Here is a 25,485-nt window from a genome sequence, read left to right on the forward strand (position 1 = left end):
CGACGCTTCGCCCTGTCTTGCGCCCGCAAAATCATTCCATCTACGGTGTGAACTTCGCACGGGTGACCCGGTCATGACCCAGCCATGACCTTGGGCCTATTCGTCTTCCGCCGCCATCGGCTCCCCCGGCGGCGCATCGACCCAGCGCCGCGCCACCGCATAGGCATGGCCCGCGCGCAAAAACGCCGCGATCGCCTTCTCCCGCTGCTTGGGGTCGATCGGCCCGGTCGCATAGGGGCCGATCCGTTTGCGCCGGGCGAAGCGGTCCGCCGCCGCCCAGGCTTCGGACGCAATCTGCGCGTCCGCCTGTTCGCGATCCTCTTCGCCGATCCCCGCCGCGCGCAATTCCTCGCCGATGCGCCTTGCGCCATAACCGCGCCGGGCCAGCGCCCCGCTCTTCATCACCGCATAGCCCGCATCATCGATATAGCCCAGATCCACGAAGCGGTCCGCCAGCCCGTCGGGGTCCGCTGGCGCCTCGCCGCCCCATCCGCGCTCCTTGATCTTGCGCTTGAGATAGGCGAGCAGCTTTCCCCGGCTGGTGGCGAAGCGGGCGACATGGCGCAGCGCCATGTCGCGCAGCGCGCTTTCATCAAGCGGTGGGGGGAGGCGTTTGCCGGTCATCATGATGCAACATGCGACATGCGCCATCTTTATGCCACAGTCGGGCCGGAATTTCACCGCGCCTTGTCGGCTATGAGTGCATATTGGAATGCAATATCCGGTGCAAATGGCGGTCAAAGCTGCTAGCGGCCCCGGTTTCAAGATTTTCAAGACATTGGGTCAACCAATATGACGGGTTCGCAAGAGATGATGGCACCGACGCCGACCACCGACGATCTGCCGCGCCGCTTCTCCGATTTCGGGACGCTGGGCGCAGCGCTGGACTATGCGGCGCAGGGCAAGCGCGGGCTCAATTTTCATGATGCGCGCGGCAATCTGGCGCGGCCCTATCCGTTCAGCGAATTGCGCGCCGACGCGCTGGCCTGCGCCCATCGCCTGATCGGCCATGGCGTGAAACCGGCCGACCGCGTCGCTCTGGTCGCCGAAACCGGCGCGGACTTCGCCATGCTCTTCTTTGGCATCATCTATGCCGGTGCCTGGCCGGTGCCGCTGCCGCTGCCGACCAGCTTCGGCGGCAAGGACAGCTATATCGACCAGCTGAATGTCCAGCTGTCCAGCTGCGATCCGATGCTGTTCCTCTTCCCCAAGGAGCTGGAAGAGATGGCGGGCGAATCCGGCCGCCAGAAGAATGTCGAAAGCATCGCGTTCGAAGATTTCATCGCCCGCGACGCCGTCCCCGCCGCTCTGCCGGAGGCGCAGCCGGAAGACGTCGCCTATCTCCAATATAGCAGCGGCTCGACCCGCTTCCCCCATGGCGTCGCGGTGACGCATCATGCGCTCCTGTCCAACCTGTCGGCGCACAGCCACGGGATGCAGGTGCAGGACAGCGATCGCTGCATCAGCTGGCTGCCCTGGTATCATGACATGGGGCTGGTCGGCTGCTTCCTGTCGGTCGTCGCCAACCAGGTATCGACCGATTATATGAAGACCGAGGATTTCGCCCGCCGTCCGCTGGCCTGGCTCGACCTCATCAGCCGGAATGACGGCACATCGATCAGCTATTCGCCGACCTTCGGCTATGACATCTGCGCCCGCCGCATTTCCAGCCAGACCAAGGCGGAGGATCGGTTCGACCTGTCCCGCTGGCGCCTGGCCGGCAATGGCGCGGACATGATTCGCCCCGACGTGATGCAGAGCTTCGTGGACGCCTTCGCCGATGCAGGGTTCAGCCCCAAGGCTTTCCTGCCCAGCTATGGCCTCGCCGAAGCGACACTGGCCGTCACCATCATGCCGCCGGGCGAGGGGATCATCGTCGAACTGGTCGAGGAAACCGACCTGTCGGGCGGTCACGCGACCGAGGGGCGTCCCCAGCGTTTCCGCTCGATCGTCAATTGCGGCAAGCCGGCCAAGGACATGGTCGTGGAAATCCGCGACGAGGATGGCGGCCTGATGAACGAGCGCCAGATCGGCAAGGTGTGGACCACCGGCCCGTCGCTGATGGTCGGCTATTTCCGCGATGAAGTCGCGACCAAGGCGTGCATGGCCTCCGATGCATCTGGCCGCGTCTGGCTCGACACCGGCGACATGGGCTATCTGTCCGATGGTTATCTCTACATCGTTGGTCGCGCCAAGGACATGATCATCATCAACGGCAAGAATCATTGGCCCCAGGATATCGAATGGGCGGTGGAGCAACTGCCCGGCTTCAAGCAGGGCGACATCGCAGCCTTCGCCATCACCACCCCAGGCGGCGAGGAAGCGCCCGCCGTGCTGGTCCATTGTCGCACGTCGGACAATGAAGAGCGTTCGCGCCTGCGCGACCAGATCCGCGAACGGGTCCGCGCCATCACCGGCATGAACTGCGTCGTGGAACTGGTGCCGCCGCGCACCTTGCCGCGCACCAGTTCGGGCAAGTTGAGCCGGTCGAAGGCGCGCAACCTCTATCTGACCGGCGAAATTCGGCCCTACGACATCGCCGCCTGACGCCCCGGTCAGATCGTAACATCCTTCAAGGCCAAGGTTACTGATTGATAACCCATGACTGCTAACCCAGTCCCGTGGGTAGCAAGCAGGAACAAGCCGAAGAACCGGACCGCCAGGAACGCGCATCGCTGCGCGCGATCATGGGTCTTTGTACCATCCTGGAGGATGGCGGGATCCGCGTGCTGGAAGCCCAGCTGCGATCCGCCGACAGCGTCGCCATACTGCGCCATGGCATGAATATTTGCGGGATGCTGTTCCTGTGGCAGGTCTTTTCCCATTGCTGTTCACCGTTCCTGCTCGGCGGATGGAGCCTGGCGCTGATCGCCGCGACCAGCATTACTCTGCTGCTCGACCGACAGCGGCGCGCCAACGATATCGGCCTGTCACCGGCCGACCTGCGCCGCCATGCGCTGGGCGGATTGCTGCACGGGCTGGTCTGGGCGGCCTGCATGGTGCTGGTGTCCCAATCCGGGCAGACCGAAGAACTAGTGGCGCTGTGGACGCTCATCAGTTGCATCATGGTCTGCGGCGCGATCAGCTATGCGGCGACGCCGTTGTCCGCCACCGCCTATCTTCTGCCCTGCATCCTCGGCCTGTTCGCCATGTTCGACGAAGGCGGCCAGTTGCCGCTAAGGGCGCTGGCGACCAGCTATGCGCTGTCGCTGCTGTGCGGCTGCTTCATCTACGCCCGCACCTTCGCCCGTCAGCACAGCACCACCGTGCAATTGGCGGAAAAGAGCGAGGTCGTCAGCCTGTTGCTGCGCGAATATGAGGGAGGCGGGTCCGACTGGCTGTGGCAGACCGACGCGCTGCGCCGGATCAATGGCGTGTCCAGCCGCTTCGCCGAGACGATGGGCATGGAGCCGGGCCAGCTGGAGGGCGCGCCGCTGGTGCAGATATTGGCCGGTAGCGGCTGGGATGACGGCCGATTCGCCGCTGGCCTGCACAGCCTGGCCGACCATCTCAAGCGGCGTGAGAGTTTCAGCAATCTGGTCCTGCCAGTCGAGATACAGGGGCAATGGCGCTGGTGGGAGCTGTCGGCGTCGCCCCGTCATGACGAAAATGGCATTTTCCAAGGTTTTCGCGGTGTCGGATCGGACGTGACGGCGCAGCGCGAATCGGCCGACAAGATCGCGCAGCTCGCCCGCTTCGACCCGCTCACCGGCCTGCCCAACCGCAGCCACCTGCGCGAAGTGCTGGACCAGGCGATGGACGCTTCGAAAGGGCGCTCGCCCGGCTGTGGGTTCCTGATGATCGATCTCGACCGGTTCAAATCGATCAACGACACGCTGGGCCATCAGACCGGCGACAAGCTGTTGAGCCAGGTGGCGCGGCGGCTGCGGCAGGTCTGTGTTGCGGACATATTCTGCGGCCGGATCGGCGGCGACGAATTTGCGGTGATCATCCCGCATGTCGCCGATAGCGCCGCCATTCCCCGCCTGTCGTCGGCGATCATTGGCGCATTGTCGATGCCCTATCAAGTCGGCCAGCATATGCTGCATGTCGGCGCATCGGTCGGATCGGCGCTGTCGCCAATGGACGGCCGCGATTCCGAAGCGTTGATCCGCAGCGCCGACCTCGCCCTCTATCGCGCCAAGGACGAGGGCGGCGGCGTGCATTGCGCCTATGAGCCGCGGCTCCACGCGCAGGCGGAAGAGAGGCGTCAGCTGGAACTGGCGCTGCGCGAGGCGTTGGAAAAGGACCAGTTGCATGTCCTGTACCAGCCCGTGGTCGATGCCGAACATGGCGCCGTATTGGGGTTCGAGGCGTTGGTGCGGTGGACGCATCCGCAACTGGGGGCTATCTCACCGGTCAAATTCGTGCCGGTGGCGGAAGAAGCGCGGCTGATCGCGCCGATCGGCGAGTGGGTGCTGCGGACCGCCTGCATGGAGGCGGTGACCTGGCCGGACGATATCCGCATCGCCGTCAACGTCTCGGCCGAACAGCTGACTCATCCCAGCTTCGTCGCCGCGGTGGTGTCCGCGCTGGCGCAGAGTGGGCTGGACGCCCGCCGGCTGGAGCTGGAGGTCACTGAAAGCGTGTTCATGAACGAGGATGCGGGCGCGCTCAAGGTGCTCGACCAATTGCTCAGCCTGGGTATCCAGCTCTCGCTCGACGATTTCGGCACCGGCTATTCCTCGCTGGGCTATCTGAGCCGTACCCGGTTCAACACGATCAAGATCGATCGCAGCTTCGTCGTTGGCGCGTCCAAGAATACCGCCGAAAGCCTGGCCATCATCCGGGCCGTGGTGACGCTGGCCGACAGCCTGGGCATGAGCACCACGGCCGAAGGCGTGGAAACCGAAGCGGAATTGCAGATGGTCCGGCGGCTGGGCTGCAAGAAGGTGCAGGGCTATTATTTCGGCCGGCCGATGCTGCCGCAGGACGCGGCGCGCCTGTTTCCGAAACCCCAGCGTGTCGCCATCGGCTGACGCCGCTCTAGCCGGCCTGCAATTGCCGCTCGACCATCGTCCACAGCGAGGCGAAGGCCTGTGCCGGCGGCGAAGTCGGGGCGAAAGCGCCTAGCGGCTTGCGGCGCACCGTCATCTGCTCGATCGTGCTGGCCATCGGGATGGCGGGCCAGTCCGGCTGGCTGTCCAGCGCCGTTCGGTGCAGGCTGCGGCGGCGATCGACCATGGAATAGACCGGCAGGATCGGCGCATGGTTGCCGCCGCGCTGGACCAGATAGCGGGCGACCTCGCCCATCGCCCGCTGCGACAGGGGGGAGGGGATGACAGGGATGACGATCAGGTCGGCGGCGCGCAGCACCTGCTCGCTGGTTTCGGTGAGGCCGGGCGGGCAATCGAGGATGATGCGGTCATAGTCGCGCCCCAGGCTCTCGATCAGCTTGGCCAGCCGCTTCTTCTTGTCCATTTCGCGGAAGAGATGATCGAGGCTGCGCAGCGACGTGTCGGCGGCGATCAGGTCCAGCCCCGGCACGGTCGAGGGCTGAATCAGCTTGCGGACGTCCACATCCTTGCTGAAGATCGCCTGCGCCGCGTCGCGGCTTTCCATATCGGTGGACAAGAGCCAACTCGACGCCGCCTGCGGGTCCAGATCCCATAGCAGGGTGCGCCGCTTGGAGATGGAGGCGGACGCCCAGGCCAGGTTGATCGCGAAGGTGGTTTTGCCCACGCCGCCTTTCAGACAGTAGACGGCGATGGTCGCCAATGTCGGTTCCTTTGCCATGAGCGAGAAGCTACGGCTTCCCGCCATCAAAGCAAGCGCTCAGATCATGGCTTTGTTACGGCGGCGTGACGCAGCGATATGAGACAGCGACATGGACAGTAGTACGGCATTTTCACGATGACATTTCGTTTCGATATAGAAACGATAAGTCGGACAATTCCTAGAGTATTTCCAATACCTTATCCTGCGGCCGACAGAAGCGAACGCCCTTTTCCGTCTCGACAAAAGGGCGATTCACATAAGCGGGATTTGACGCCATTTCGTCCAGGATCGCATCGGCGTCCATCGCCGGCAGACCGCGTTCCTCTGCGTCGGTGCCCATCTTGCGGATCGCCTCCGCCGGGGTCAATCCGGCGTCGGCGATGATCTGCGCCAGCTTGTCGCGGGTGAACGGGGTTTTCAGATACTCGATCACCTCGACCTCGACGCCCGGCGTCTCCTCGATGATCGCCAGCGTCTTGCGCGAGGTGCCGCATTTGGGGTTGTGCCAGATGGTCGCCTTCATGCGTCGCCCTCCCGCGCCAACCATTCCTCAAGCCATTTGATCGTGTAGTTGCCGTCGAGGAAATCGGGGTCACGCAACAGCGCCTGATGCAGCGGGATGGTGGTCTTCATCCCTTCGATCACATATTCCTCCAGCGCCCGCTTCAACCGCATGATCGCGCCCTCGCGGGTGCGGCCATAGACGATCAGCTTGCCGATCATGGAGTCGTAATAGGGCGGCACCTTATAGCCCTGATACAGGCCGCTATCGACGCGGACATGCATGCCGCCCGGCACATGATAGCTGGTGACGGTGCCCGGCGACGGCGCGAAGGTCTTGGGATCTTCGGCGTTGATGCGGCATTCGATCGCATGGCCGGTGAAGCGCAACTCGTCCTGCGTGACCGACAGCGGCTTGCCCTCGGCGATGCGGATCTGTTCGCGCACCAAATCGACGCCGGTGATCATCTCCGTCACCGGATGTTCGACCTGAAGCCGGGTGTTCATTTCGATGAAGTAGAATTCGCCGTCTTCCCACAGAAATTCGATCGTGCCCGCGCCGCGATAGCCCATATCGGCCATCGCCTTGGCGCAGACGCCGCCGATGCGGTCGCGATCGGCCTGGCTCAGAATCGGGGAGGGGGCTTCTTCCAGCACCTTCTGGTGACGCCGCTGGAGCGAACAGTCGCGCTCGCCCAGATGGATGGCGTTGCCATTGCCGTCGCCGAAAACCTGGATTTCGATATGGCGCGGATTGCCGAGATATTTTTCGAGATAGACGGTGGCGTCGCCGAAGGCGGCCTTCGCTTCCGAACCGGCCTGCTGCATCAGCGTTTCCAACTCGTCGGGCGAAGTGCACACCTTCATGCCGCGCCCGCCGCCGCCGGACGCCGCCTTGATGATGACGGGATAACCGGCCTTCTCCGCGATCGCCTTGGCTTCGTCCAGGTCGCTGATCGCGCCATCGGAGCCGGGGACGAGCGGCAGGCCCAGCGCGCCGGCGGTGCGCTTGGCTTCGATCTTGTCGCCCATGGTGCGGATATGTTCGGGCTTCGGCCCCACGAAGGCGATGCCGTGCGCTTCCACGATTTCGGCGAACTTGGCGTTTTCCGACAGAAAGCCATAGCCCGGATGGATCGCATCCGCGCCGCTGATCTCGGCAGCGGAAATGATCGCTGCGACATTCAGATAGCTGTCCTTGGCCGCGGGCGGTCCGATGCAGATCGCTTCGTCGGCGAGGCGTACATGCATGGCGTCGGCGTCGGCGGTCGAATGGACCGCCACCGTCTTGATGCCCATTTCATGGCAGGCGCGGTGGATGCGCAGCGCGATTTCACCGCGGTTGGCGATCAGCAGCTTTTCGATGGCCATGGGTCCGACGGCCTTATTCAATGACGATCAGCGGCTGGTCATATTCGACCGGCTGGCCGTTATCGACCAGCACAGCCTTGACCGTGCCCGCGACCGGCGCGGCGATCGCGTTCATGACCTTCATGGCTTCCACGATCAGGATAGTCTCGCCGGCCGCGACCTGCGATCCGATGCGGGCGAAGGGGGCGGAGCCGGGTTCGGCCGACAGATAGGCGGTGCCGACGATCGGCGATTTGACGAGCGTGCCGGCCGGCAGCGACGCTTCGGCCGGCGCCGCGGCGGCTGGTGCAGGCGCGGCAGCCGGTGCGGCGGGGGCCGCGGCGGCAGGGGCGGACGTGGCGTAGACCGGCGCGGCGCTGGCCGCGGCCTTGCGCGCGACGCGGATCTTGCGGTCGCCGTCCTCGACCTCAATCTCGGTCAGGTTGGTGTCGTCGAGCAGCGCGGCGAGATCGCGCACCAGCTGTACGTGTACCTGCATTGCGCCCTTTTCTTGTTTTTCGGTCATGTGAAGTCCCTGGCCGGTGAATATCGGTTCTGGTGCCCGCGCCTATGCGCATTTACGCCCAAGCGCAACTTTTGTGCGCCCAAACGCGCCGCCCTATAGTTCTAGCGCGGCTTCCAGAGCCAGCATGTAGGACATCGGGCCAAAGCCCGCGATCGTGCCCCTGGCCGCCATGCCGACATAGCTTTTATGGCGGAAGGCTTCGCGCTTGTGCGGGTTGGACAGGTGGATTTCGATCACCGGCACGGTCACGGCCTTGATCGCGTCATGCAGCGCGACCGACGTGTGCGTGAGGCCGCCGGGATTCATGATGATGGCGTGCGCGCCCTCGGCATGGGCTTCCTGCACCCAGTCGATCAGATGGCCTTCATGGTTGGACTGGCGGAAATCGATTTCGACATGGGCGCGGGTGGCGGCGTCGTCCATCCGCTCGGCAATATCGTCCAGCGTGTCATAGCCGTAGATTTCCGGCTCGCGCGTGCCCAGCATGTTCAGATTGGGTCCGTTTAACACATAGATTTTACGCATGTCGGCCATGGCGATCCCCTTGCATGTTGCGACCGGGGCAAGGCCGCCCCTATATGCGGCACGATCCTTAGCCCTTCGTGTCTCGCTTAGTCGAGATATCTTCGCATGTTCGGGAAAGCCATGATGAGCACAGACGGCACCATCTCCATCCATATCAATGGCGAACATCGCCGCATCCGCGACGGCATGACCCTCGCGCAGTTGGCGAGCGAACTGGGTTTCGTACCCGAAAAGGTTGCGGTGGAACGTAATTTGACGGTCGTGCCGCGATCGACCCTGGCGCAGGTGATGGTCGAGGATGGCGACGAGTTGGAGATCGTCCACTTTGTCGGCGGCGGTGATGTGTCGGCGGTTACGGACGACAGTTGGACCGTGGCGGGCAAGACCTTCCGGTCGCGCCTGATCGTGGGCACCGGCAAATATAAGAGCTTCGAGCAGAATGCGGCCGCGCTGGCCGCGTCAGGCGCGGAGATCGTCACCGTGGCAGTGCGCCGCGTCAATGTCAGCGATCCCAATGCGCCGATGCTGACCGACTATATCGACCCCAAGAAGGTCACCTACCTGCCCAACACCGCGGGCTGCTTCACCGGGGAGGACGCGATCCGCACCCTGCGGCTGGCGCGCGAGGCGGGCGGCTGGGACCTGGTGAAGCTGGAAGTGCTGGGGGAAGCGCGCACGCTCTATCCCGATATGGTCGAAACGCTGCGCGCGACCGAGATATTGGCCAAGGAAGGCTTCAAGCCGATGGTCTATTGCGTGGACGATCCGATAGCGGCCAAGCGGCTGGAGGATGTCGGCGCGGTCGCGATCATGCCGCTGGGCGCGCCGATCGGGTCGGGGCTGGGCATCCAGAACCGGGTGACGATCCGCCTGATCGTGGAAGGGACCAAGCTGCCGGTGCTGGTCGATGCGGGCGTGGGCACCGCGTCGGAAGCGGCGCAGGCGATGGAACTGGGCTGTACCGGCGTATTGATGAACACCGCCATTGCCGAGGCGAAAGACCCGGTGCTGATGGCCGCCGCGATGAAGGCGGGGGTCGAGGCCGGGCGCATGGCCTATCGCGCCGGGCGCATGGGCAGGCGGATGTATGCCGATCCGTCCAGCCCCCTGGCGGGGTTGATCTAGGCCGCGGCGCCGGCGCGCAGGTCGAGCCGGCTCGCCCGGTCGAAAATCGCCAGCACCAGCGGATCGGACTCCGCGGCCCGCATCGCGACCTGAAATTCGACCGGGGGCATGGCGGGCGCATCGGGCACCGGCACCAGCCGCCCGCTTGCGATGGGTTGGCGCACCATCGGATGGGGAAAGATGCCGATCCCGCCGCCTTCCAGCACGATGTCGATCATCGTGCGGACATTGTTGCACAGGTTGAGCGGGCAATCGGCCAGGTCCGACGCGGCGATCGCCTCCTTCATGATGCGATAGAGCGGCGACAGGTTGGTGAGCGACCAGATCGGCGTGTGGGCCGCGTCCATGTTCCTCACCGTCGACGGGCTGGCCAGCCAGAGCAGATCGACGCTGCCGATCGGCGCGGTGCGCAGCATCGGATGGGCGATCCGGCCGGCGGCAAAGGCGATGTCGGTGCGGCCGGAAGCGAGTTGCTGGATCAGATCGACCGTCAGCGCAATGTCCACCTCCAGGCTGACATGGGGCAGGTCATGGCCCAGTTGCGCGACGAAGCCGGGCAGACAGCTGGCCGCCGCAATTTCGCCCGCGCCGATTCGGATGATTCCGGTCGCGCCCGATATGTCGCTACACCCCATCAGCACCCCCTGGAAACGCGCCCAGAGCGGTTCGCTTTCGCGCACCAGTTCGCGCCCGGCGGGAGTCAGCGCCATGGCTCGACCCTCCCGCCGGAACAGGGCGGTGCCCAGATGACTTTCCAGTTCGCGCACGCGCGCCGAAATGGCGGGCTGGGTCGTGTTGAGCCGCGCCGCCGCCGCTGCGAAAGTGCCCAGCCGGGCGATCCAGAGCAGCGTTTCGAGATGGTAGAAAGCGATACGATTGATAGACATTGGTTATGTTTAACTGAAAAAACAAATCATTGGTATTGATTGGTCGTGCTGCCTAAGAACGGTGTGAACTTTCAAAAAAGGAAGGATGCCGATGGCCAGGAAGCTCTACCCCGATGCCGCTGCGGCGCTGGAAGGATTGCTGTTCGACGGGATGCATCTGTGCGCGGGCGGCTTTGGCCTGTGTGGTATTCCCGAACGATTGATCGACGCGATCCGCGATGCGGGCGTCAAGGATCTGACCATCGCCAGTAACAATGCCGGGATCGACGGCGAAGGGCTGGGCAAGCTGTTGCGCACGCGCCAGGTCAAGAAGATGATCTCCTCCTATGTCGGCGAGAATAAGGAGTTTGAGCGACAATATCTGGCCGGCGAACTGGAGGTGGAATTCTGCCCCCAGGGGACGCTGGCCGAACGCTGCCGCGCGGGCGGGGCGGGCATCCCCGGCTTCTACACCAAGACCGGCGTCGGCACGCAGGTGGCCGAGGGCAAGGAGGTCAAGAGTTTCGATGGCCAGGATTATATTCTGGAGCGCGGTATCTTTGCCGATGTCGCGATCATCAAGGGCTGGAAGGCCGATGAGAGCGGCAACCTGATCTTCCGCAAGACGGCGCGCAACTTCAACCAGCCGATGGCGACCGCGGCGAAAATCTGCATCGCCGAAGTCGAGGAAGTGGTGCCGACCGGCAGCCTGGACCCCGACGCGATCCATCTGCCCGGCATCTATGTGAAGCGCATGATCGTGGGCGCGCCCTATGACAAGAAGATCGAATTCCGGACGGTGCGGACGCGGGAAGCGGCCTGATGTCGATGCCGAAGCGCTTGGGTTGGGGGCTGCTGTTGGCGCCGTTGGCCGCCTGCGCGACCGTGGCGCCGTCGCCCGCGCCGCCCGTCAATCCACCGGCGGGGATGCGATATCTCTACGGGTCGGGCGAGGGGGCGGCGATTTCGGCGCAGGCCTGGAATGCGCTGCTGGCCTATGTGTCCGCCAGGGTGAAGGCGCGGCCGGAGGATAGCGTCGTGCTGGCGGATGGGGCGAGCCTCGCCGCGCCGCGATTCGTGCCCTGTGGCGACAAGCCTTTCGCCGCGGTGTTCGACGTGGACGAAACGGTGATGCTCAACACCGGCTATGAATATCATGACGCGAAGACCGGCAAAGGCTTTGACGCCGCCGATTGGGATGCATGGGAGAAGACGGGCGAGGGCGCGGTCGGGCCGGTGCCGGGCGCCGACCAAGGGCTGGCCGCGCTGCGTGGCTTGGGTGTTACCGTCATCTTCAATACCAACCGCTCGGCCGCCAATGCCGATGCGACCGTCCGCGCGATCAAGGCCGCGGGCCTGGGCGATGCGGTGCATGGCCAGACGCTCTATCTGAGCGGCGACGATGCGATGGGATCGCGCAAGGATGGCCGCAGGGCGACGATCGCGGCGCGCTATTGCGTCATCGCCATGGGCGGCGACCAGTTGGGCGATTTTTCCGACCTGTTCAACGCCGGCCCCCTCAATGCCGAAAAGGCCGTGCCCGCACGCCGCGTCGCGACCCTGCAACCGCCGGTCGCGGGCCTGTGGGGCAATGGCTGGTTCGTGATGCCCAACCCCGTCTATGGCAGCGGCCTCAAGGGCGGGTTCGACGACATATTTCCGATGGACAAGAGGTGGGCGCCGCCCGCCATAGGGGAGAAATAATCATGCCCTGGACTCGTGACGAAATGGCCGCGCGCGCGGCGAAGGAATTGCAGGACGGTTTCTACGTGAATCTGGGCATCGGCATTCCGACGCTGGTGGCGAATCATATTCCCGATGGCGTGGAGGTGACGCTCCAGTCGGAAAACGGCATGTTGGGCATTGGCCCCTTTCCCTATGAGGGCGACGAGGACGCCGACCTCATCAATGCGGGCAAGCAGACGATCAGCGAATTGCCGCAGACCGCCTATTTCAGTTCGGCCGACAGCTTCGCCATGATTCGTGGCGGGCATATCGACCTAACCGTGCTGGGCGCGATGGAGATTGCCGAAAATGGCGACATCGCCAACTGGATGATCCCCGGCAAGATGATCAAGGGCATGGGCGGCGCGATGGATCTGGTCGCGGGCGTCAAGAAGATCATCGTCGTCATGGAGCATACGTCCAAAAATGGCGATCCCAAGTTCATTCCGGCCTGCACCCTGCCGCTGACCGGCAAGAATGTGGTCGACATGATCGTGACGGACCTGTGCGTTTTCCAGCGCCCCGACCATGACAGCCCGTTCAAGCTGGTCGAAATGGCGCCGGGCGTGACGGCGGAGGATATCGCGGCTAAGACCAGCGCACATTATGTGAGCTGAGGACGGCCAGGATGAGCCTTGACGGCGTTTATGACGACAATAACCCCTTCGCCCTGATCCTTGCGGGCAAGATTCCGTCGATCAAATTATATGAGGATGCGCACACGCTCGCCTTCCTCGACATCCAGCCGCAGTCGAGGGGGCACAGCCTGGTCATTTCCAAATGGTCCAGGGCGCGCAACATCCTGGAGATAGAGGATGAGGCGCTGGCGCAGGTGATGGCGAGCGTGAAAAAGGTCGCCAACGCCACGCGCCGGGCGCTGGCCCCCGACGGCATCCACATCGCCCAGTTCAACGGCGCGCCGGCGGGGCAGACGGTGTTTCACCTCCATGTCCATGTCGTGCCGCGCTGGGAAGGTGGGCCGTTGGGATTCAGCGCCCATGCGCAGGGGAATGTCGCCGACGCGGCGGCGCTCACGGCGTTGGCCGACGAGATTCGCGCTCAATTCTGATGCGCGCCCGTTTCGCCGTTCGGCCGATATCTCCGCGGGGCGCGCGCTGATGGCGCTGCGTCCTTTCAACGCACCCGGCGCGCGCCTGGCGCTGCGGTCCAAGCGCGCCAGCCCGCTGTTTCAGGGCGGGCGTGGCGACAGCGAGGTGATCCTCGACATTTCGCGGCTGCTGTCCCGGTCCTTCCATCCCGCGCCGACCGGCATCGATCGGGTCGAATATGTCTATGCGCGCGAGTTGCTGGACAGAATGCCCGATCGCCTGGCTTTTTCCGCGGTGCATCCTGCAGGGGGCTATTATGGGCGGCTGGACAGCGCCGCCGTGCGACAGTTCCTGGCGTTCACCGCCGCCAAATGGCGTAATGCCCGTTCGGCCGATGTTGGTGAAAGCAAGGCGGCGGTCATCCGCCACCTGTTCGCCACCCGGCCCCGGCCGGTGCCACGCGCATCCGGCCCGCGCGTCTATCTGCAGGTGTCGCCGCACCATCTGGACGATCATGCGCAGGTCGGAGCGATCCTGCGGGCGGAAGGCGCGAAGTTCATTACGCTGGTGCATGATGTCATTCCGCTCAGCCATCCTGAATATGCCCGGCCGCAGGGCGCGGACGAACATCGCCGCCGGGTGCGCACGATCGACAGCTTCGCCAACGGCATCATCGGCAACAGCCAGGCGACCATCGATGCGCTGGCACCTCATATGCGCCAAGGCCTTGGCGGCCGCGCGATCCGGGTCGCGCATTTCGGGGCCGACGCGCCTGACATCTTCGGCGCCAAGGGCGAGGCGCTGCCGGGAAGGCCCTATTTCGTCTATATCTCCACCATCGAGCCGCGGAAGAATCACCTCTTGCTGCTCAACCTGTGGCGGCGAATGGTCGAACGGCTGGGCGATGCGGCCCCGGTGCTGGTGCTGATCGGCCGGCGTGGTTGGGAAAATGAGAATGTCATCGACATGCTGGAGCGGGCCGAGGCGCTGCGCGGCCATGTGATCGAAGCGGGAGAGGTGTCGGACAATCGGATGCAGGCGCTGGTCGCCAACGCCCGCGCCATGCTGATGCCGTCCTTCGCCGAAGGCTTCGGTATGCCGGTGGTCGAGGCTTTGGCGGCCGGCGTGCCGGTGATCTGCAGCGACATCACCGCCCATCGCGAGGTTGGCGGCGACGCGCCGGATTATCTCGATCCGCTCGACGGATTGGGATGGATGCAGGCGATCGAGGCCTATAGCCAGCCCGATGCGCCCGCCCGCGCTGCCCAGATCGCGCGGCTCGCCCATTGGCGCGCGCCGACGTGGCGCGACTATTTCGACATCGTCACCGACCTGATTGAAGAAGTAACAGCCTCTGTTCCTTGACCTTCCCGACGAGCGCCCGCATGGTTGGGCGAGGCATGGAAGGACAGGGGCATGGCCCGCATCGTGGCATCATCCGCTAAGGCGATATCCGCTAAGGCGATCGACGAGCAGGCCTGCGCGGGTCGGGTTGTGTCGGCTCATCATATCGCCCCCTGATGACGCGCGTCCCGTTCCTGCGTTCGCCGCCCTTTGCCGGCATTGCGTCATCGACCGCCGCGATCAGTCGGCCGGCTGATGATGGTGACGTCGCCGCGCCGGTGCCGGACGAGACTCTGGACCTGCTGACCCAATTCCGCGTCGGCGGCGATTTCTGGGGGCATCGTCCCCATGGACTGCGCCTGGTCGTGCGTGAGGGCGTGCTGGTCGAGGGTGCAGCGCTTGAAGGATTATTGCCGCAGCAGATCGGCATCCTACCGGCGTCGACGGCTATGCGGACGTCGAAGTCTCAGGGGCGCCTCTTGCCGGCCTGCTGCGACCCCTGGGCGTTGGTCGCGCAGGCCCGCGCCGTCCATGCCGCGCCCGATGACGATCTGGCATTGATCGCTGGCCTGTTGGGCATAACGCTATTCGGCCAGGATGGCGTACAGGTCGATCCGGCCACGCTACGGATGACGCTGAAGCGCCGCTTGGCCGCCGCCACCTATCGCGACTGTTTCACCGGCGCGCCGACCGATGCGGGGGCGGTCATCATGCAACTGGCCGACTGGCGTCGTCACCTGGACGGCAATCGCGGCCTATCCGCCGCCAGCGGCATGGCTTTTTGGAAGCGGGAGGCGATCGGCCATTGCCTATGGGATGGCCTGCAAACGCCGCCTTTCCTGTCAGCGCGTCGAGGATTGCGCCGCGCCCGGCGGGAAGGCGGCGCGTTGGCGATATGGCCTTCGCGTGTCCCGCCCGAAACGATCGGGGAAGCGACGGCGATGGGGGTTCCGGTCGCGCGGGTCGAGGATGGCTTCCTGCGATCGCGCGGGCTGGGCGCGGCGCTGCATCCGCCCGGATCGGTGGTGGTCGACCGGACTGGCATTTATTATAATGCGCGGGCAGCCAACGACCTCGAAACGCTGTTGGCGACGCATGATTTTCCGCAAGCTTTGGTCGACCGCGCGGCGCGGCTGCGCGATCGGGTCTGTGCGGCGGGCGTGACCAAATATGGGCAGGAAGCCGGGCGGATGATCGATCTGCCGGCGGGGCGTCGCACGGTGCTGGCGATCGGACAGGTGGAGGATGACCTGTCGGTGCGGCTGGGCGGCGCGGGCGTCGATGGCAATCTGGATTTCCTGACACGGGTGCGTCGCGCCGAACCGGATGCCTGGATCGTCTATCGCCCCCATCCCGACGTGCAGGCCGGACATCGCAAGGGGCATTTGCCCGACGCGAGCGTGTTGGCCCATGCCGATGCGATCGATACCGGCGCGCCACTGATGGAGCTGGTCCAGGCGGTGGACGATGTGCATGTCCTGTCGTCCCTCACCGGATTCGAGGCGCTGATGCGCGGCCGCGCCGTCACCGTTCATGGCATGCCCTTCTACGCCGGCTGGGGGTTGACCCGTGACCTTGCCAAGGCGACTGGTCGTCGCGGCCGTCGACTCAGCGTGGATCAGCTTGTGGCGGCGGCGCTCATTCTCTATCCTCGCTATATCGATCCGGTAACGCGGTTGCCATGCGGTCCCGAAGTGATGGTGGAGCGTATGGCGAATGGATCGACGCCACCGGTGACATGGCTTATCCGGTTGCGGATGCTGCAGGGGAAGTTACGCCGATTTATGACTTTGTTCGCCGAGTTCCTGCATGGCTGAAGCCGCCGCGAAGACATTCCTGTTCCTGCAAGGACCGCACGGCCCCTATTTCGCGATGCTGGCGCAGGCGTTGCGTGATCGGGGGCATCGTGCGCTGCGGATCAACATCAATGGCGGCGACAAGATCGATTGGCCAGGCGACGCTACCGATTATCGCGGCACGTTTCGCAACTGGCCGCTGTTCTTCGACGATTTCGTCGTTAACCAGGGCGTCACCGACCTGATCCTCTACGGCGATTGCCGCCCCTATCATGCGTCCGCCCACGGCATGGCGCGTTTGCGCGACTTGCGGGTCCATGTCGTAGAGGAAGGCTATATTCGGCCTGATTTCATGACGTTGCAGGATGACGGCGTCAACGGCAACTCCACCCTGCCGCTCGATCCGCAATGGTATATGGATCAGGCCCGCAGCCTGCCCAAGCAGGAAGCGGTCCTGCCGCCTGTGCCTTCCACCTTTCGCGCGCGCGCGCGCAACACGATGCGCAACGGCCTCGCCGCCGCGCTCATGCGGCCCTATTTCCCGTTCTACAACACCCATCGCCCGCACAGTTTTCTGATGGAATCCATCGCCTGGTGCTGGAAACTGGTGATGCGCCAGAGCCATGAGCAGCGATCCCGCGACGAATGGGAAAAGGTGCGGGACAAACCCTTTTTCACCCTGCCGCTGCAGCTCAATTCCGATTATCAGATTCGCATCCATTCGCCCTTCGGCAATATGCGGGCGGCCTTGCGCTTCGTGATCAAGAGCTTCGCGCAACATGCGCCCGCAGGCGTGTCGTTGGTGGTCAAGCGCCATCCGCTCGATCCCGGCCTGGTCGGGTGGGACCGGCTGACCCGCAGGCTCGCTCGTCATTACGACGTGGCCGATCGGGTGATCTATCTGTCCGATTGGGACATTGCGCAGGTCGTGGAAAAGTCGATCGGCGTGGTCACGGTCAACAGCACGGTGGGCACGCTGGCCCTCAACAGCGGCAAGCCCGTGGTCGTACTGGGTCATTCGGTCTACAAGATTCCCGGTGTGGTCTATCAGGCGAGCCTCGACGATTTCTGGGCGGCTCCGGCCGCCCCGGACATGAAGCTGTACGCCGCCTTCCGCAGCGTGCTGGTCGATCGCTGCCTGATCAGGGGCGGTCTGCTCAGCGAGGAAGGATTGCAGATGTTGGTCGCAAATGCCGTGGAGCGGCTGCTGCATGATCCAGCCACATTATTGGCCATGTCTCATGGCGGTCGCCGTAAGCGCAGGACGATCAATATTGTCCATGGCGATGCTGCCTGACGACCCGGTTCGCGGCGCCATGTCGCGCCGGTGTCGCCAGCACGCTGCTCATGCGGCCGCTGCGCTGGCAATGACGAAGCAGATCAACGTCAAGTCATCAGATTCTAAAGCGGTTTGCGACCCGATAGCAGCCGCTCATTCGACACCCAGGCTCTCCTAGCATAGCGCGCCGATCGGATTGTCCGACGGTTGATCGAATCGCTGGGGCAGGACAGCCCTGCCCCAGGATTTGACGACGGATCAACTGCGCACTCTTTCCAGCATTGAATGGGGGCACCCCCCCCATTCCCATCAATTTCTGGACAGGGCGTTGTCGATCGAGATGACCGGAATGATCGTCGACGCCATTATCCCAACGAAGCGCTGAAATTCCGATATCGGACTGTTGGCGACGTAGATCACATCCTTGTCGCGGATCTGGAATCGCTGCATCGTGAAATAGGTCGTCGGATTCTTCATATTGACCCGGAATATGACCGGCACCTTGCCTTCCGCATTGACGATCGTGCCCGCTGTGCGGTTCGGGAACAGCGCAGCATCCTCCCAGCGAAAGATGAAGACGCCCTTGGGATCGGCGGACAGCAGGCCGCCTGCGCGACCCATCGCCTGCGACAGGGTCAGGCCGGTCGATTCGAACGGGATTTCCTCATTCTTCTTCACCGCGCCCAGTGTCGTGAAGCTGAAGGGCTGGAACAATGCTGTAACTACGTCGCCAGGCCGCAGAATGATATTCTGCCGCGGGTCGCGGATGACAGCCTGCAACGGCATCATCACGGTCCGCCCGCCACGGGTCACCTGCACCGTGATCTTGTCGGCCAGTTGCCGGGTCCCGCCCGACGCGGCGATGCCGTCGAGGATAGTTTCGCCTTTCGCGGTCAGCGGCAATCTTACGCTGGTGGCGACTTCACCAACGATAGACGCGGTAGAGGCCGCATTCTGCGCCAGTCGCACCGTCACTTGGGGCATATGCGCCTTGTTGCGCAGTCGAGCCGCGATGTCCTGTTCGATTTGCAAAAGGGTGCGGTCCGCAGCCTGTATTGATCCCGCAAAAGGAACATTGATGCGGCCGGTATCGCCGACTAGGAAATCGGGCAGAACGGTGCCCTGGCTGCCACTGACGGTGCCAGGGACAGTGACGCCGCCGAAGAGCACGGCGGGCGGCGCTTCCCAGATCATGATCTGGAGGACATCGCCTTTGCCGACAAACTGGCTGAGCGGGGCGGCCTGGCCGAAGGTTGCCGCAAAATCAGGCGTCGGCTGCAACTGGACGAGATAGGGTGAGTTGCCATCGTCGAGACTGACGATCTCGATCCCGCTGATCGTGGATTTTTCAGGCGCATTCATGATGCGCCCGCTGCCGGGACCGACGGATGTGCAGGCTGAAGTGAGCATCAGCAAAGCAACCAAAGCAGCCGCATGGCGGCGCGGGCGCTTTGTCTCTTGATAGATCAGGCGATTCATGCGGTCTTCCAATATTCAGGGTGGTCGGCGAGAGAGCCGGACTGCCGTCGCCTTTCCACTATAGGCCATGGCGGGTTGCAAGCTTAATATGAGCGGCGGTCCAGGCCGGGCTTCTTTTGCGATCAGTCGTTCAACATCCATTTCAGCGTCTGCGCGATCGGAACCGTGCGCAGCGGACCTATCATGTGTTCAAGCCGCTGAGGGTCGCCACATAGCGAAGCCGGCTCGTTCGGCCGGATGAAAGCCGGATTGGATATAGGATCGAACCGATGCCCAGCCAGTTCGCCCACCATATTCAGCACCTGGCGCAAGGCGATCGGTCGCCCTGAACAGACGTTGAAGACGCCGCCCTGGCTGTCGGGCGTGGCAAGCAGGCGTTGATAGGCATCGATCACCGTGCGAACATCCGAAAAGTCGCGTTCGACGTCGATATTGCCCAATTCTATCCGCTCGATGCCGCGCCGCGCATGATCAACGATCTTGGGGATCAGAAATTCAGCCGACTGGCCAAGGCCCGTATAGTTGAACGGCCGCACCAGGATGATCGGCAATTGTTCGGAAAATAACCCGCAAACGATTTCGGTGGTGGCTTTGGTCACGCCATAATCGTTGAAAGGCGCGGCCGGCATATCCTCAGTCAGGCGCCCCCCCCGATGGCCATAGATGTTGGCGCTGCTGGCGACGAGCACGGCTTCAGGACGTATCGGCGACTGCGCCAGCGCACCCAGAAGATTACGGGTGCCCAATATGTTGGTGCGGTACATTTCGGCCAGATCGTCATGGGGCGCGAAGGATATGGCGGCCAGATGCACCACCTGATCGGGCGATATCGTCCGCACCAGACGGGACAGGGCTGCCTGGTCGGTGACGTCGCACCGATGCAGCGCCTGCGCCGACGGGATCAGGCGGTTTTCGCCTTCATGCACCAGGGCATGAACCTCATGGCCGTTGGCGGCCATCGCGTCGGCCAGGTGACGTCCGGTGAAGCCGCCGCAACCGGTGATCAGCACCTTGCTCATCGCGGGCCGCTAAAAGCTGACGCCGGCCCGGTTGCGCCGGATGTCCGCCTGGACCATCATGTCGCACAACGTCTCCAGCGACGTTTCCGGGCGCCAGGCGAGTCGGGTTTGGGCATGACTGGCGTCGCCGACCAGATGGTCGACCTCCGCCGGGCGGTAGAAGCGCGGATCGATCCGCATCACCGTCTTGCCGGAATGGGTGTCCACCGCCACTTCCTCTTCCCGTTCGCCGGAAAAGGCGATCTCGATGCCGGCGGACCGGAACGCCAGTTGCAGAAAGGTGCGGACCGTTTCCGTCCTTCCGGTCGCCAGCACATAATTGTCCGGCGCGTCCGCTTGCAACATGCGCCACATGCCATCGACATATTCCTGCGCAAAGCCCCAGTCGCGGGCGGCGTCGATATTGCCCAGCGTCAGGCAATCCAACTGCCCCAGCATGATGCGGGCGACACCGTCGCTGATCTTGCGCGTCACGAATTCGCGCCCGCGCAACGGGCTTTCATGATTGAACAATATGCCGCTGCACGCGAAGATGCCGTAGCTTTCGCGATAGTTGACCGTGCTCCAATGGGCGAAAAGCTTCGACACGCCATAGGGACTGCGCGGGTAGAAAGGCGTCTGCTCGGTCTGCGGAACGCTCTGCACCTTGCCGAACATTTCCGACGTGCTCGCCTGGTAGAAACGGATCGCGGGGTTCACGATCCGAATCGCCTCCAGCAAGTTAAGCGCGCCGATCGCGGTGATCGACGCGGTGGCGACGGGTTGTTCGAACGATACGCCTACGAAGCTCTGCGCGGCGAGATTATAGACCTCGCTCGCTTCGGATTGCTGAAGCAGGCGCAGCGAGGCCGACAGGTCGGTCACATCATATTCGACCAGATGGAGCCGCGGGTCGTCGGCGATGCCGAGTTCCTCGATCCGCCAGAAATTGACCGAACTGGTGCGGCGATAGGCGCCATAGACCGTATAGCCCTTTTCGAGCAGGATCTTGGCGAGATAAGCACCATCCTGACCGGTAATGCCTGTGATGATCGCGCTGGTCATCCGGCATTGTCCGAACGGGAAAAAGCGACAGGAGGAGTCATCCGGCCCGCGATCGCGCTCACACCTTTCCACCGACGCGGGAGAGTGCGAGGCCTGCAGCTTCGATCTCGTCTGCGGGATAGATGTTGCGCAGGTCGATGAGCGCGGTGCCGGTCATGGCGGCGGCCAGGCGCTTCAAATCCAGGGCGCGGAAGATGTCCCATTCGGTGACCAGCACGACCGCGTCGGCGGCGTCGGCGGCCTCATAGGCGTCGTTGGCCATGACCACCTTGGGCATCATCGGCGCGGCGACCTCCATGCCTTCGGGATCATAGGCGACGATCTTTGCGCCCGCGTCTTCCAATGCCTGAACGATGGCGAGGCTGGGGGCGTCGCGCATGTCGTCGGTGTTGGGCTTGAAGGTCAGGCCCAGCAGCGCGACCGTCTTGCCGCGGGCGTCGCCGCCCATCGCCTTGACGATCTTGCGGCCCATCGCCCGCTTGCGCAGGTCGTTGACCTGCACCACCGTTTCGACGATGCGGATCGGGGCGTCATGGTCCTGGCCGGTCTTGACCAGCGCCAGCGTGTCCTTGGGGAAGCAGGAGCCGCCATAGCCTGGCCCTGCGTGCAGGAATTTGCTGCCGATCCGGTTGTCGAGGCCGATGCCGCGCGACACGTCCTGCACTTCCGCGCCGACCGCCTCGCACAGGTCCGCCATTTCGTTGATGAAGGTGATCTTGGTCGCCAGGAAGGCGTTGGCGGCATATTTGATGAGTTCGGCGGTGCGGCGGCCGGTGAACATCAAGGGCGCCTGGTTGAGGTTGAGCGGACGATAGACCTGGCTCATCACCGCGATCGCGCGTTCCGAACCGGTGGTGCCCACGACGACGCGATCGGGCCGCTTGAAATCGCCGATGGCCGCGCCTTCGCGCAGGAATTCGGGGTTGGACACGACCTGGATGTCGAGGTCGGGATTCAATTCGCGCGCGATCCGCTCGACTTCGTCGCCGGTGCCCACCGGCACGGTCGATTTGGTCACGATCACCGCAGGCGCATCCAGCGCCGCAACGATTTCCCGCGCCGCAGCATAGACATAGCTCAGGTCCGCATGGCCGTCGCCCCGGCGCGAAGGCGTGCCGACCGCGATGAAGATCGCGTCGGCGCCCTTGACGCCAGCGGCCAGGTCGGTGGTGAAGGTCAGCCGGCCCGACGCCGCATTGTCGCCCACCAGCTTGTCCAGCCCCGGCTCGAAAATCGGCATCCGCCCGGACTCGATCGCCGCGATCTTGCCGGCGTCCTTGTCCACGCATACCACGTCATGACCAAAATCCGCAAAACAGGCCCCTGACACAAGTCCAACATAACCCGTGCCGATCATCGTGATTTTCATGGAATGCGTCCGCCTCCGCGCTGGTCTTAATCCCGCATGTGCGTGATGTACCGCAGATACAAAGGCGATGGCGGATATGGCAAGCCTTCAGCGGTCCTTTTTTGTCGGCAGGGCGAGAAGCAAGTCGCTGGACATTGAATTGTGCAGCGCGTAACAAACTCGCGAACCGAGAGACTTGCTTTTCAATGACAAAAATTCCCGCAAAAATCGGTGGATTGCCTTCGCTTTTCATCATCACGGTGCTTGTTCCGACCGCAATTGCGACCATTTATTTCACATTGAGTTCCAGCGTTTATACGTCGGAATCACGGTTCGTCGTCAAAAGTTCGGAAAAGAAATCCACGGGCGGGCTGGGCGCGCTTCTGAGAAGCGGCGGCTTCTCCAATGCGACGGATGAAGCCTTTGTCGCGACGGATTACATCATTTCCCGCGACGCTCTGAAGAATTTGAACCGGGACGGCTTGATCTCGCAGGCCTATGGCAGCCGGGACGTGTCGTTTCTGAATCGCTTCAACGGCCTTGGCTTGAACGGCAGCATGGAAAAGCTGTATAGTTTCTACCAGGATCAGGTCGAAATCAAATATGACGGCGGGACGGGTATTGCGGTTCTGACCGTCAAAGCCTTTTCTCCAGAAGCAGCGCATAAGATCAATCTGCGTCTGCTCGATCTGACCGAGGAGTTGGTCAATCGTCTCAACAAGCGCGGGCGTGAAGACGTCGTCAGCAACAGCAGTCGCGAAGTAGAGGACGCAAAGGAAAAGGCGCGCGCGGCGGCGCTCGCCTTGTCCGACTATCGCAATCGCGAAGGCGTGGTGGACCCTGAAAAACAGGCGACGGTCCAATTGCAGATGATTTCCAAGCTGCAGGACGACGTGATCTCCACCAAGACCCAATTGGTGCAATTGCAGATGCTGACGCCGCAGAATCCGCAAGTTCCGGTGCTCCGCGCGCGTATCGCTGAACTGAATCGGGAAATTGCGGAACAGACGGGCCTCGTGGCCGGCAATCAAAAGTCGCTCGCTGCGACGGCCGCTCAGTTCCAGCGGCTTCAACTGGAAACCCAGTTGGCCGACCGTGATCTGGGTGCAGCGATGACGTCGCTGCAGGAGGCGCGTAACGAGGCAAGGCGCAAGCAGGCCTATGTCGAGCGGATCGTGCAGCCCAGCCTGCCTGACAGCGCGTCAGCGCCGAAGCGTTTGCGCGGTATTCTGAGCATTTTCGCGATCGGTCTGGTCTTGTGGGCGATCACCTCTATGCTGCTGGCCGGCGTGCGGGAGCATGGTGACTGATGCCGGAAGCGGAAAATCCGGGACAAACGCCCAGCCTTGCCCGCTCGTGGCAAATTCAGCGCCGCGTCATTTTCGCATTGCTCATGCGTGAGGTGATCACTCGTTACGGTCGACATAATATCGGCTTTTTGTGGCTGTTCGTAGAACCGATGATATTCACGATAGGCGTGACGCTGCTGTGGAGCGCATTGCGCAATCTTCATGGCGCGGACCTGCCAATCGCGGCCTTCGCATTGACAGGCTATTCCAGCGTGCTGGTCTGGCGTAACATGCCCAACCGTCTGGTCGGCGCCATTCATCCCAATCTGTCGCTGATGTACCATCGCAATGTGAAGGTCATCGACATTTTCGCCGCGCGCGTGTTGTTGGAATGCATTGGCGTCGGCACGTCCTTCTTCGTACTGACCCTGTTTTTCGCATCCATCGGCTGGCTAAATTTGCCGGAAGACCCGGCCAAGGTTGTGATCGGCTGGATCATGCTGGCGTGGTTTGGCATATCCTTGGCGATGTTCATCGGCGCCCTATCGAATCGCTCGGAACTGATCGACAAATTCTGGCATCCCATCACCTATCTGATGTTCCCCCTTTCCGGGGCAGGCTGGTTGGTGGATGCAGCACCGGCAGCGTTGCGTAATTTTATCCTTTACGTCCCGATGGTGCATGGCGTCGAATGGGTCCGGGACGGTTTCTTTGGCTCGCACTTCGAGGCGCACTATGATCCGGCCTATCTGATAACGTGGAACGTCGCGTTGATGTTGTTCGCACTTATCGAAATTCGCTATGCTAGCCGGAACCTCGTGCCCGAATGATCCGCCTCGTCGCCATCAACAAATATTATGATACCCGCCGGGGCAAGAATCATGTGCTCAAGGACGTCAACCTGACCCTTGAAAAAGGGCAGAAGATCGGCATCCTTGGTCGCAATGGCGCAGGCAAGACCACGCTGATTCGAATCTTGGGCGGCGTTGAAAGGCCAACGACAGGCTATGTCGAACGCGACATGACCATTTCCTGGCCGCTCGCTTTTTCGGGCGCTTTCCAGCAATCGCTGACCGGCTATGACAATCTGAAATTCATCTGTCGAATCTACGGCAAGGATCCCGAAGAAGCTCTGCCGGCCGTCGAGGATTTCGCCGAACTTGGCCGTTATATGCGCGAACCGTTGAAAAATTATTCGGCGGGTATGCGGGCGCGGCTGGGCTTCGCCATCTCTCTGGTCGTCGATTTCGACTGTTTTCTGATCGACGAAGTTGTCGCCGTCGGCGACCAGCGGTTTCAGGATCGCTGTCGTGAGGAACTGATCGTCAAGCGCGCCGATCGATCGATGTTTTTCGTATCGCACAACCCTGGCTTCATCCGGCAGAATTGCGACATCGCCGCCGTTCTGGTCGATGGCAGACTCGTGCCCTTCGACGATGTCGATGAGGCCTATCATTATTACCAGGCGCATTATAACGAATGAAGCCTTGGGACTGGCTTTT

Annotated in this window: 24 protein-coding genes; 13 read left to right on the forward strand and 11 right to left on the reverse strand. The window is 63.0% G+C overall.

Going from position 1 to position 25,485, the window contains the following annotated elements; all coding sequences use genetic code 11:
* Nucleotides 1-96: 96 nt before the first annotated feature.
* Entirely contained in the window at nucleotides 97-624 is a 528-nt protein-coding gene (locus sphantq_RS13310; protein ID WP_066604913.1) for a regulatory protein RecX, read from the reverse strand.
* Between the two features lie 186 nt (nucleotides 625-810).
* Here sphantq_RS13310 and sphantq_RS13315 point away from each other — a divergent pair, with 186 nt between their 5' ends.
* Nucleotides 811-2,547, forward strand: a complete 1,737-nt coding sequence (locus tag sphantq_RS13315) for a fatty acyl-AMP ligase (RefSeq protein WP_272800234.1) — start codon at nucleotides 811-813, stop codon at nucleotides 2,545-2,547.
* Between the two features lie 140 nt (nucleotides 2,548-2,687).
* Nucleotides 2,688-4,979, forward strand: coding sequence for a putative bifunctional diguanylate cyclase/phosphodiesterase (locus tag sphantq_RS13320; protein ID WP_336314455.1), 2,292 nt, complete (start codon nucleotides 2,688-2,690; stop codon nucleotides 4,977-4,979).
* Nucleotides 4,980-4,986: 7 nt separating this feature from the next.
* Here sphantq_RS13320 and sphantq_RS13325 read toward each other — a convergent pair whose 3' ends face one another.
* The 5 genes from sphantq_RS13325 to aroQ all read right to left on the reverse strand — a co-directional run bounded on the left by sphantq_RS13325 (nucleotide 4,987) and on the right by aroQ (nucleotide 8,629).
* Nucleotides 4,987-5,736, reverse strand: a complete 750-nt coding sequence (locus tag sphantq_RS13325) for a ParA family protein (RefSeq protein WP_272798716.1) — start codon at nucleotides 5,734-5,736, stop codon at nucleotides 4,987-4,989.
* A 160-nt stretch (nucleotides 5,737-5,896) separates the two neighbouring features.
* Nucleotides 5,897-6,241 (reverse strand): arsenate reductase family protein, encoded by a 345-nt coding sequence (locus sphantq_RS13330; protein ID WP_066600316.1) that lies wholly within the window; start codon nucleotides 6,239-6,241, stop codon nucleotides 5,897-5,899.
* Nucleotides 6,238-7,590: an acetyl-CoA carboxylase biotin carboxylase subunit gene (gene accC, locus sphantq_RS13335; protein ID WP_066600319.1), complete on the reverse strand. Its 1,353-nt coding sequence runs from the start codon at nucleotides 7,588-7,590 to the stop codon at nucleotides 6,238-6,240. Before accC ends, sphantq_RS13330 begins: the two co-directional genes overlap by 4 nt.
* 13 nt (nucleotides 7,591-7,603) lie before the next feature.
* Entirely contained in the window at nucleotides 7,604-8,095 is a 492-nt protein-coding gene (gene accB, locus sphantq_RS13340) for an acetyl-CoA carboxylase biotin carboxyl carrier protein (RefSeq protein ID WP_272798717.1), read from the reverse strand.
* A 93-nt stretch (nucleotides 8,096-8,188) separates the two neighbouring features.
* Nucleotides 8,189-8,629: a type II 3-dehydroquinate dehydratase gene (gene aroQ / locus sphantq_RS13345; RefSeq protein ID WP_066600326.1), complete on the reverse strand. Its 441-nt coding sequence runs from the start codon at nucleotides 8,627-8,629 to the stop codon at nucleotides 8,189-8,191.
* A gap of 114 nt (nucleotides 8,630-8,743) precedes the next feature.
* On the opposite strand from aroQ, the gene thiS reads away from it, so the two are divergent.
* Nucleotides 8,744-9,745, forward strand: coding sequence for a sulfur carrier protein ThiS (gene thiS / locus sphantq_RS13350; protein WP_082678958.1), 1,002 nt, complete (start codon nucleotides 8,744-8,746; stop codon nucleotides 9,743-9,745).
* Here thiS and sphantq_RS13355 read toward each other — a convergent pair.
* Complete coding sequence (locus sphantq_RS13355; RefSeq protein WP_066600330.1) at nucleotides 9,742-10,632, reverse strand: LysR family transcriptional regulator; 891 nt, start codon at nucleotides 10,630-10,632, stop codon at nucleotides 9,742-9,744. The genes thiS and sphantq_RS13355 overlap by 4 nt on opposite strands.
* A 91-nt stretch (nucleotides 10,633-10,723) precedes the next feature.
* Here sphantq_RS13355 and sphantq_RS13360 point away from each other — a divergent pair, with 91 nt between their 5' ends.
* The 7 genes from sphantq_RS13360 (at nucleotide 10,724) to sphantq_RS13390 (ending at nucleotide 17,822) form a co-directional block, all read left to right on the forward strand.
* The gene (locus sphantq_RS13360) at nucleotides 10,724-11,434 is read left to right on the forward strand and encodes a CoA transferase subunit A (protein WP_066604919.1); all 711 of its coding nucleotides are present in this window, start codon (nucleotides 10,724-10,726) and stop codon (nucleotides 11,432-11,434) included.
* Nucleotides 11,434-12,315 (forward strand): HAD family acid phosphatase, encoded by an 882-nt coding sequence (locus sphantq_RS13365; RefSeq protein WP_272798718.1) that lies wholly within the window; start codon nucleotides 11,434-11,436, stop codon nucleotides 12,313-12,315. The genes sphantq_RS13360 and sphantq_RS13365 overlap by 1 nt, the downstream gene beginning before the upstream one ends.
* A 2-nt stretch (nucleotides 12,316-12,317) precedes the next feature.
* Entirely contained in the window at nucleotides 12,318-12,953 is a 636-nt protein-coding gene (locus tag sphantq_RS13370) for a CoA transferase subunit B (RefSeq protein WP_066600338.1), read from the forward strand.
* 11 nt (nucleotides 12,954-12,964) lie between these two features.
* On the forward strand, nucleotides 12,965-13,405 hold the full coding sequence (locus sphantq_RS13375) for an HIT family protein (protein WP_066600343.1): 441 nt from the start codon (nucleotides 12,965-12,967) through the stop codon (nucleotides 13,403-13,405).
* Nucleotides 13,406-13,454: 49 nt separating this feature from the next.
* Complete coding sequence (locus sphantq_RS13380; RefSeq protein ID WP_066600346.1) at nucleotides 13,455-14,750, forward strand: glycosyltransferase family 4 protein; 1,296 nt, start codon at nucleotides 13,455-13,457, stop codon at nucleotides 14,748-14,750.
* Nucleotides 14,751-14,905: 155 nt separating this feature from the next.
* Nucleotides 14,906-16,546, forward strand: coding sequence for a capsular polysaccharide export protein, LipB/KpsS family (locus sphantq_RS13385; protein WP_066600348.1), 1,641 nt, complete (start codon nucleotides 14,906-14,908; stop codon nucleotides 16,544-16,546).
* Nucleotides 16,539-17,822, forward strand: a complete 1,284-nt coding sequence (locus sphantq_RS13390) for a capsule biosynthesis protein (RefSeq protein ID WP_066600351.1) — start codon at nucleotides 16,539-16,541, stop codon at nucleotides 17,820-17,822. Before sphantq_RS13385 ends, sphantq_RS13390 begins: the two co-directional genes overlap by 8 nt.
* A 291-nt stretch (nucleotides 17,823-18,113) precedes the next feature.
* On the opposite strand, the gene sphantq_RS13395 is transcribed toward sphantq_RS13390, so the two are convergent.
* The 4 genes from sphantq_RS13395 to sphantq_RS13410 all read right to left on the reverse strand — a co-directional run bounded on the left by sphantq_RS13395 (nucleotide 18,114) and on the right by sphantq_RS13410 (nucleotide 22,715).
* A complete protein-coding gene (locus sphantq_RS13395) occupies nucleotides 18,114-19,283 on the reverse strand; it encodes a polysaccharide biosynthesis/export family protein (RefSeq protein ID WP_272798719.1) in 1,170 nt (389 codons plus the stop codon).
* A gap of 122 nt (nucleotides 19,284-19,405) precedes the next feature.
* A complete protein-coding gene (locus sphantq_RS13400; protein WP_066600356.1) occupies nucleotides 19,406-20,302 on the reverse strand; it encodes an NAD-dependent epimerase/dehydratase family protein in 897 nt (298 codons plus the stop codon).
* Between the two features lie 9 nt (nucleotides 20,303-20,311).
* Nucleotides 20,312-21,346, reverse strand: a complete 1,035-nt coding sequence (gene gmd / locus sphantq_RS13405; protein ID WP_066600358.1) for a GDP-mannose 4,6-dehydratase — start codon at nucleotides 21,344-21,346, stop codon at nucleotides 20,312-20,314.
* A gap of 58 nt (nucleotides 21,347-21,404) precedes the next feature.
* Complete coding sequence (locus tag sphantq_RS13410; RefSeq protein ID WP_066600365.1) at nucleotides 21,405-22,715, reverse strand: UDP-glucose dehydrogenase family protein; 1,311 nt, start codon at nucleotides 22,713-22,715, stop codon at nucleotides 21,405-21,407.
* 38 nt (nucleotides 22,716-22,753) lie between these two features.
* On the opposite strand from sphantq_RS13410, the gene sphantq_RS13415 reads away from it, so the two are divergent.
* Genes sphantq_RS13415 through sphantq_RS13425 form a run of 3 tightly spaced genes read left to right on the forward strand, consistent with a single transcriptional unit; the run spans nucleotide 22,754 to nucleotide 25,466 of the window.
* Nucleotides 22,754-24,004, forward strand: a complete 1,251-nt coding sequence (locus sphantq_RS13415; RefSeq protein WP_272798720.1) for a hypothetical protein — start codon at nucleotides 22,754-22,756, stop codon at nucleotides 24,002-24,004.
* Nucleotides 24,004-24,813 carry an ABC transporter permease gene (locus sphantq_RS13420; protein WP_272798721.1) on the forward strand — a complete coding sequence of 270 codons (810 nt, stop codon included), beginning with the start codon at nucleotides 24,004-24,006 and terminating at the stop codon, nucleotides 24,811-24,813. The genes sphantq_RS13415 and sphantq_RS13420 overlap by 1 nt, the downstream gene beginning before the upstream one ends.
* Nucleotides 24,810-25,466, forward strand: coding sequence for an ABC transporter ATP-binding protein (locus sphantq_RS13425; protein ID WP_272798722.1), 657 nt, complete (start codon nucleotides 24,810-24,812; stop codon nucleotides 25,464-25,466). Before sphantq_RS13420 ends, sphantq_RS13425 begins: the two co-directional genes overlap by 4 nt.
* Nucleotides 25,467-25,485 lie beyond the last annotated feature (19 nt).

The sequence above is a fragment of the Sphingobium sp. AntQ-1 genome (genome assembly GCF_028538045.1).
Taxonomy (GTDB): Bacteria; Pseudomonadota; Alphaproteobacteria; order Sphingomonadales; family Sphingomonadaceae; genus Sphingobium; species Sphingobium cupriresistens.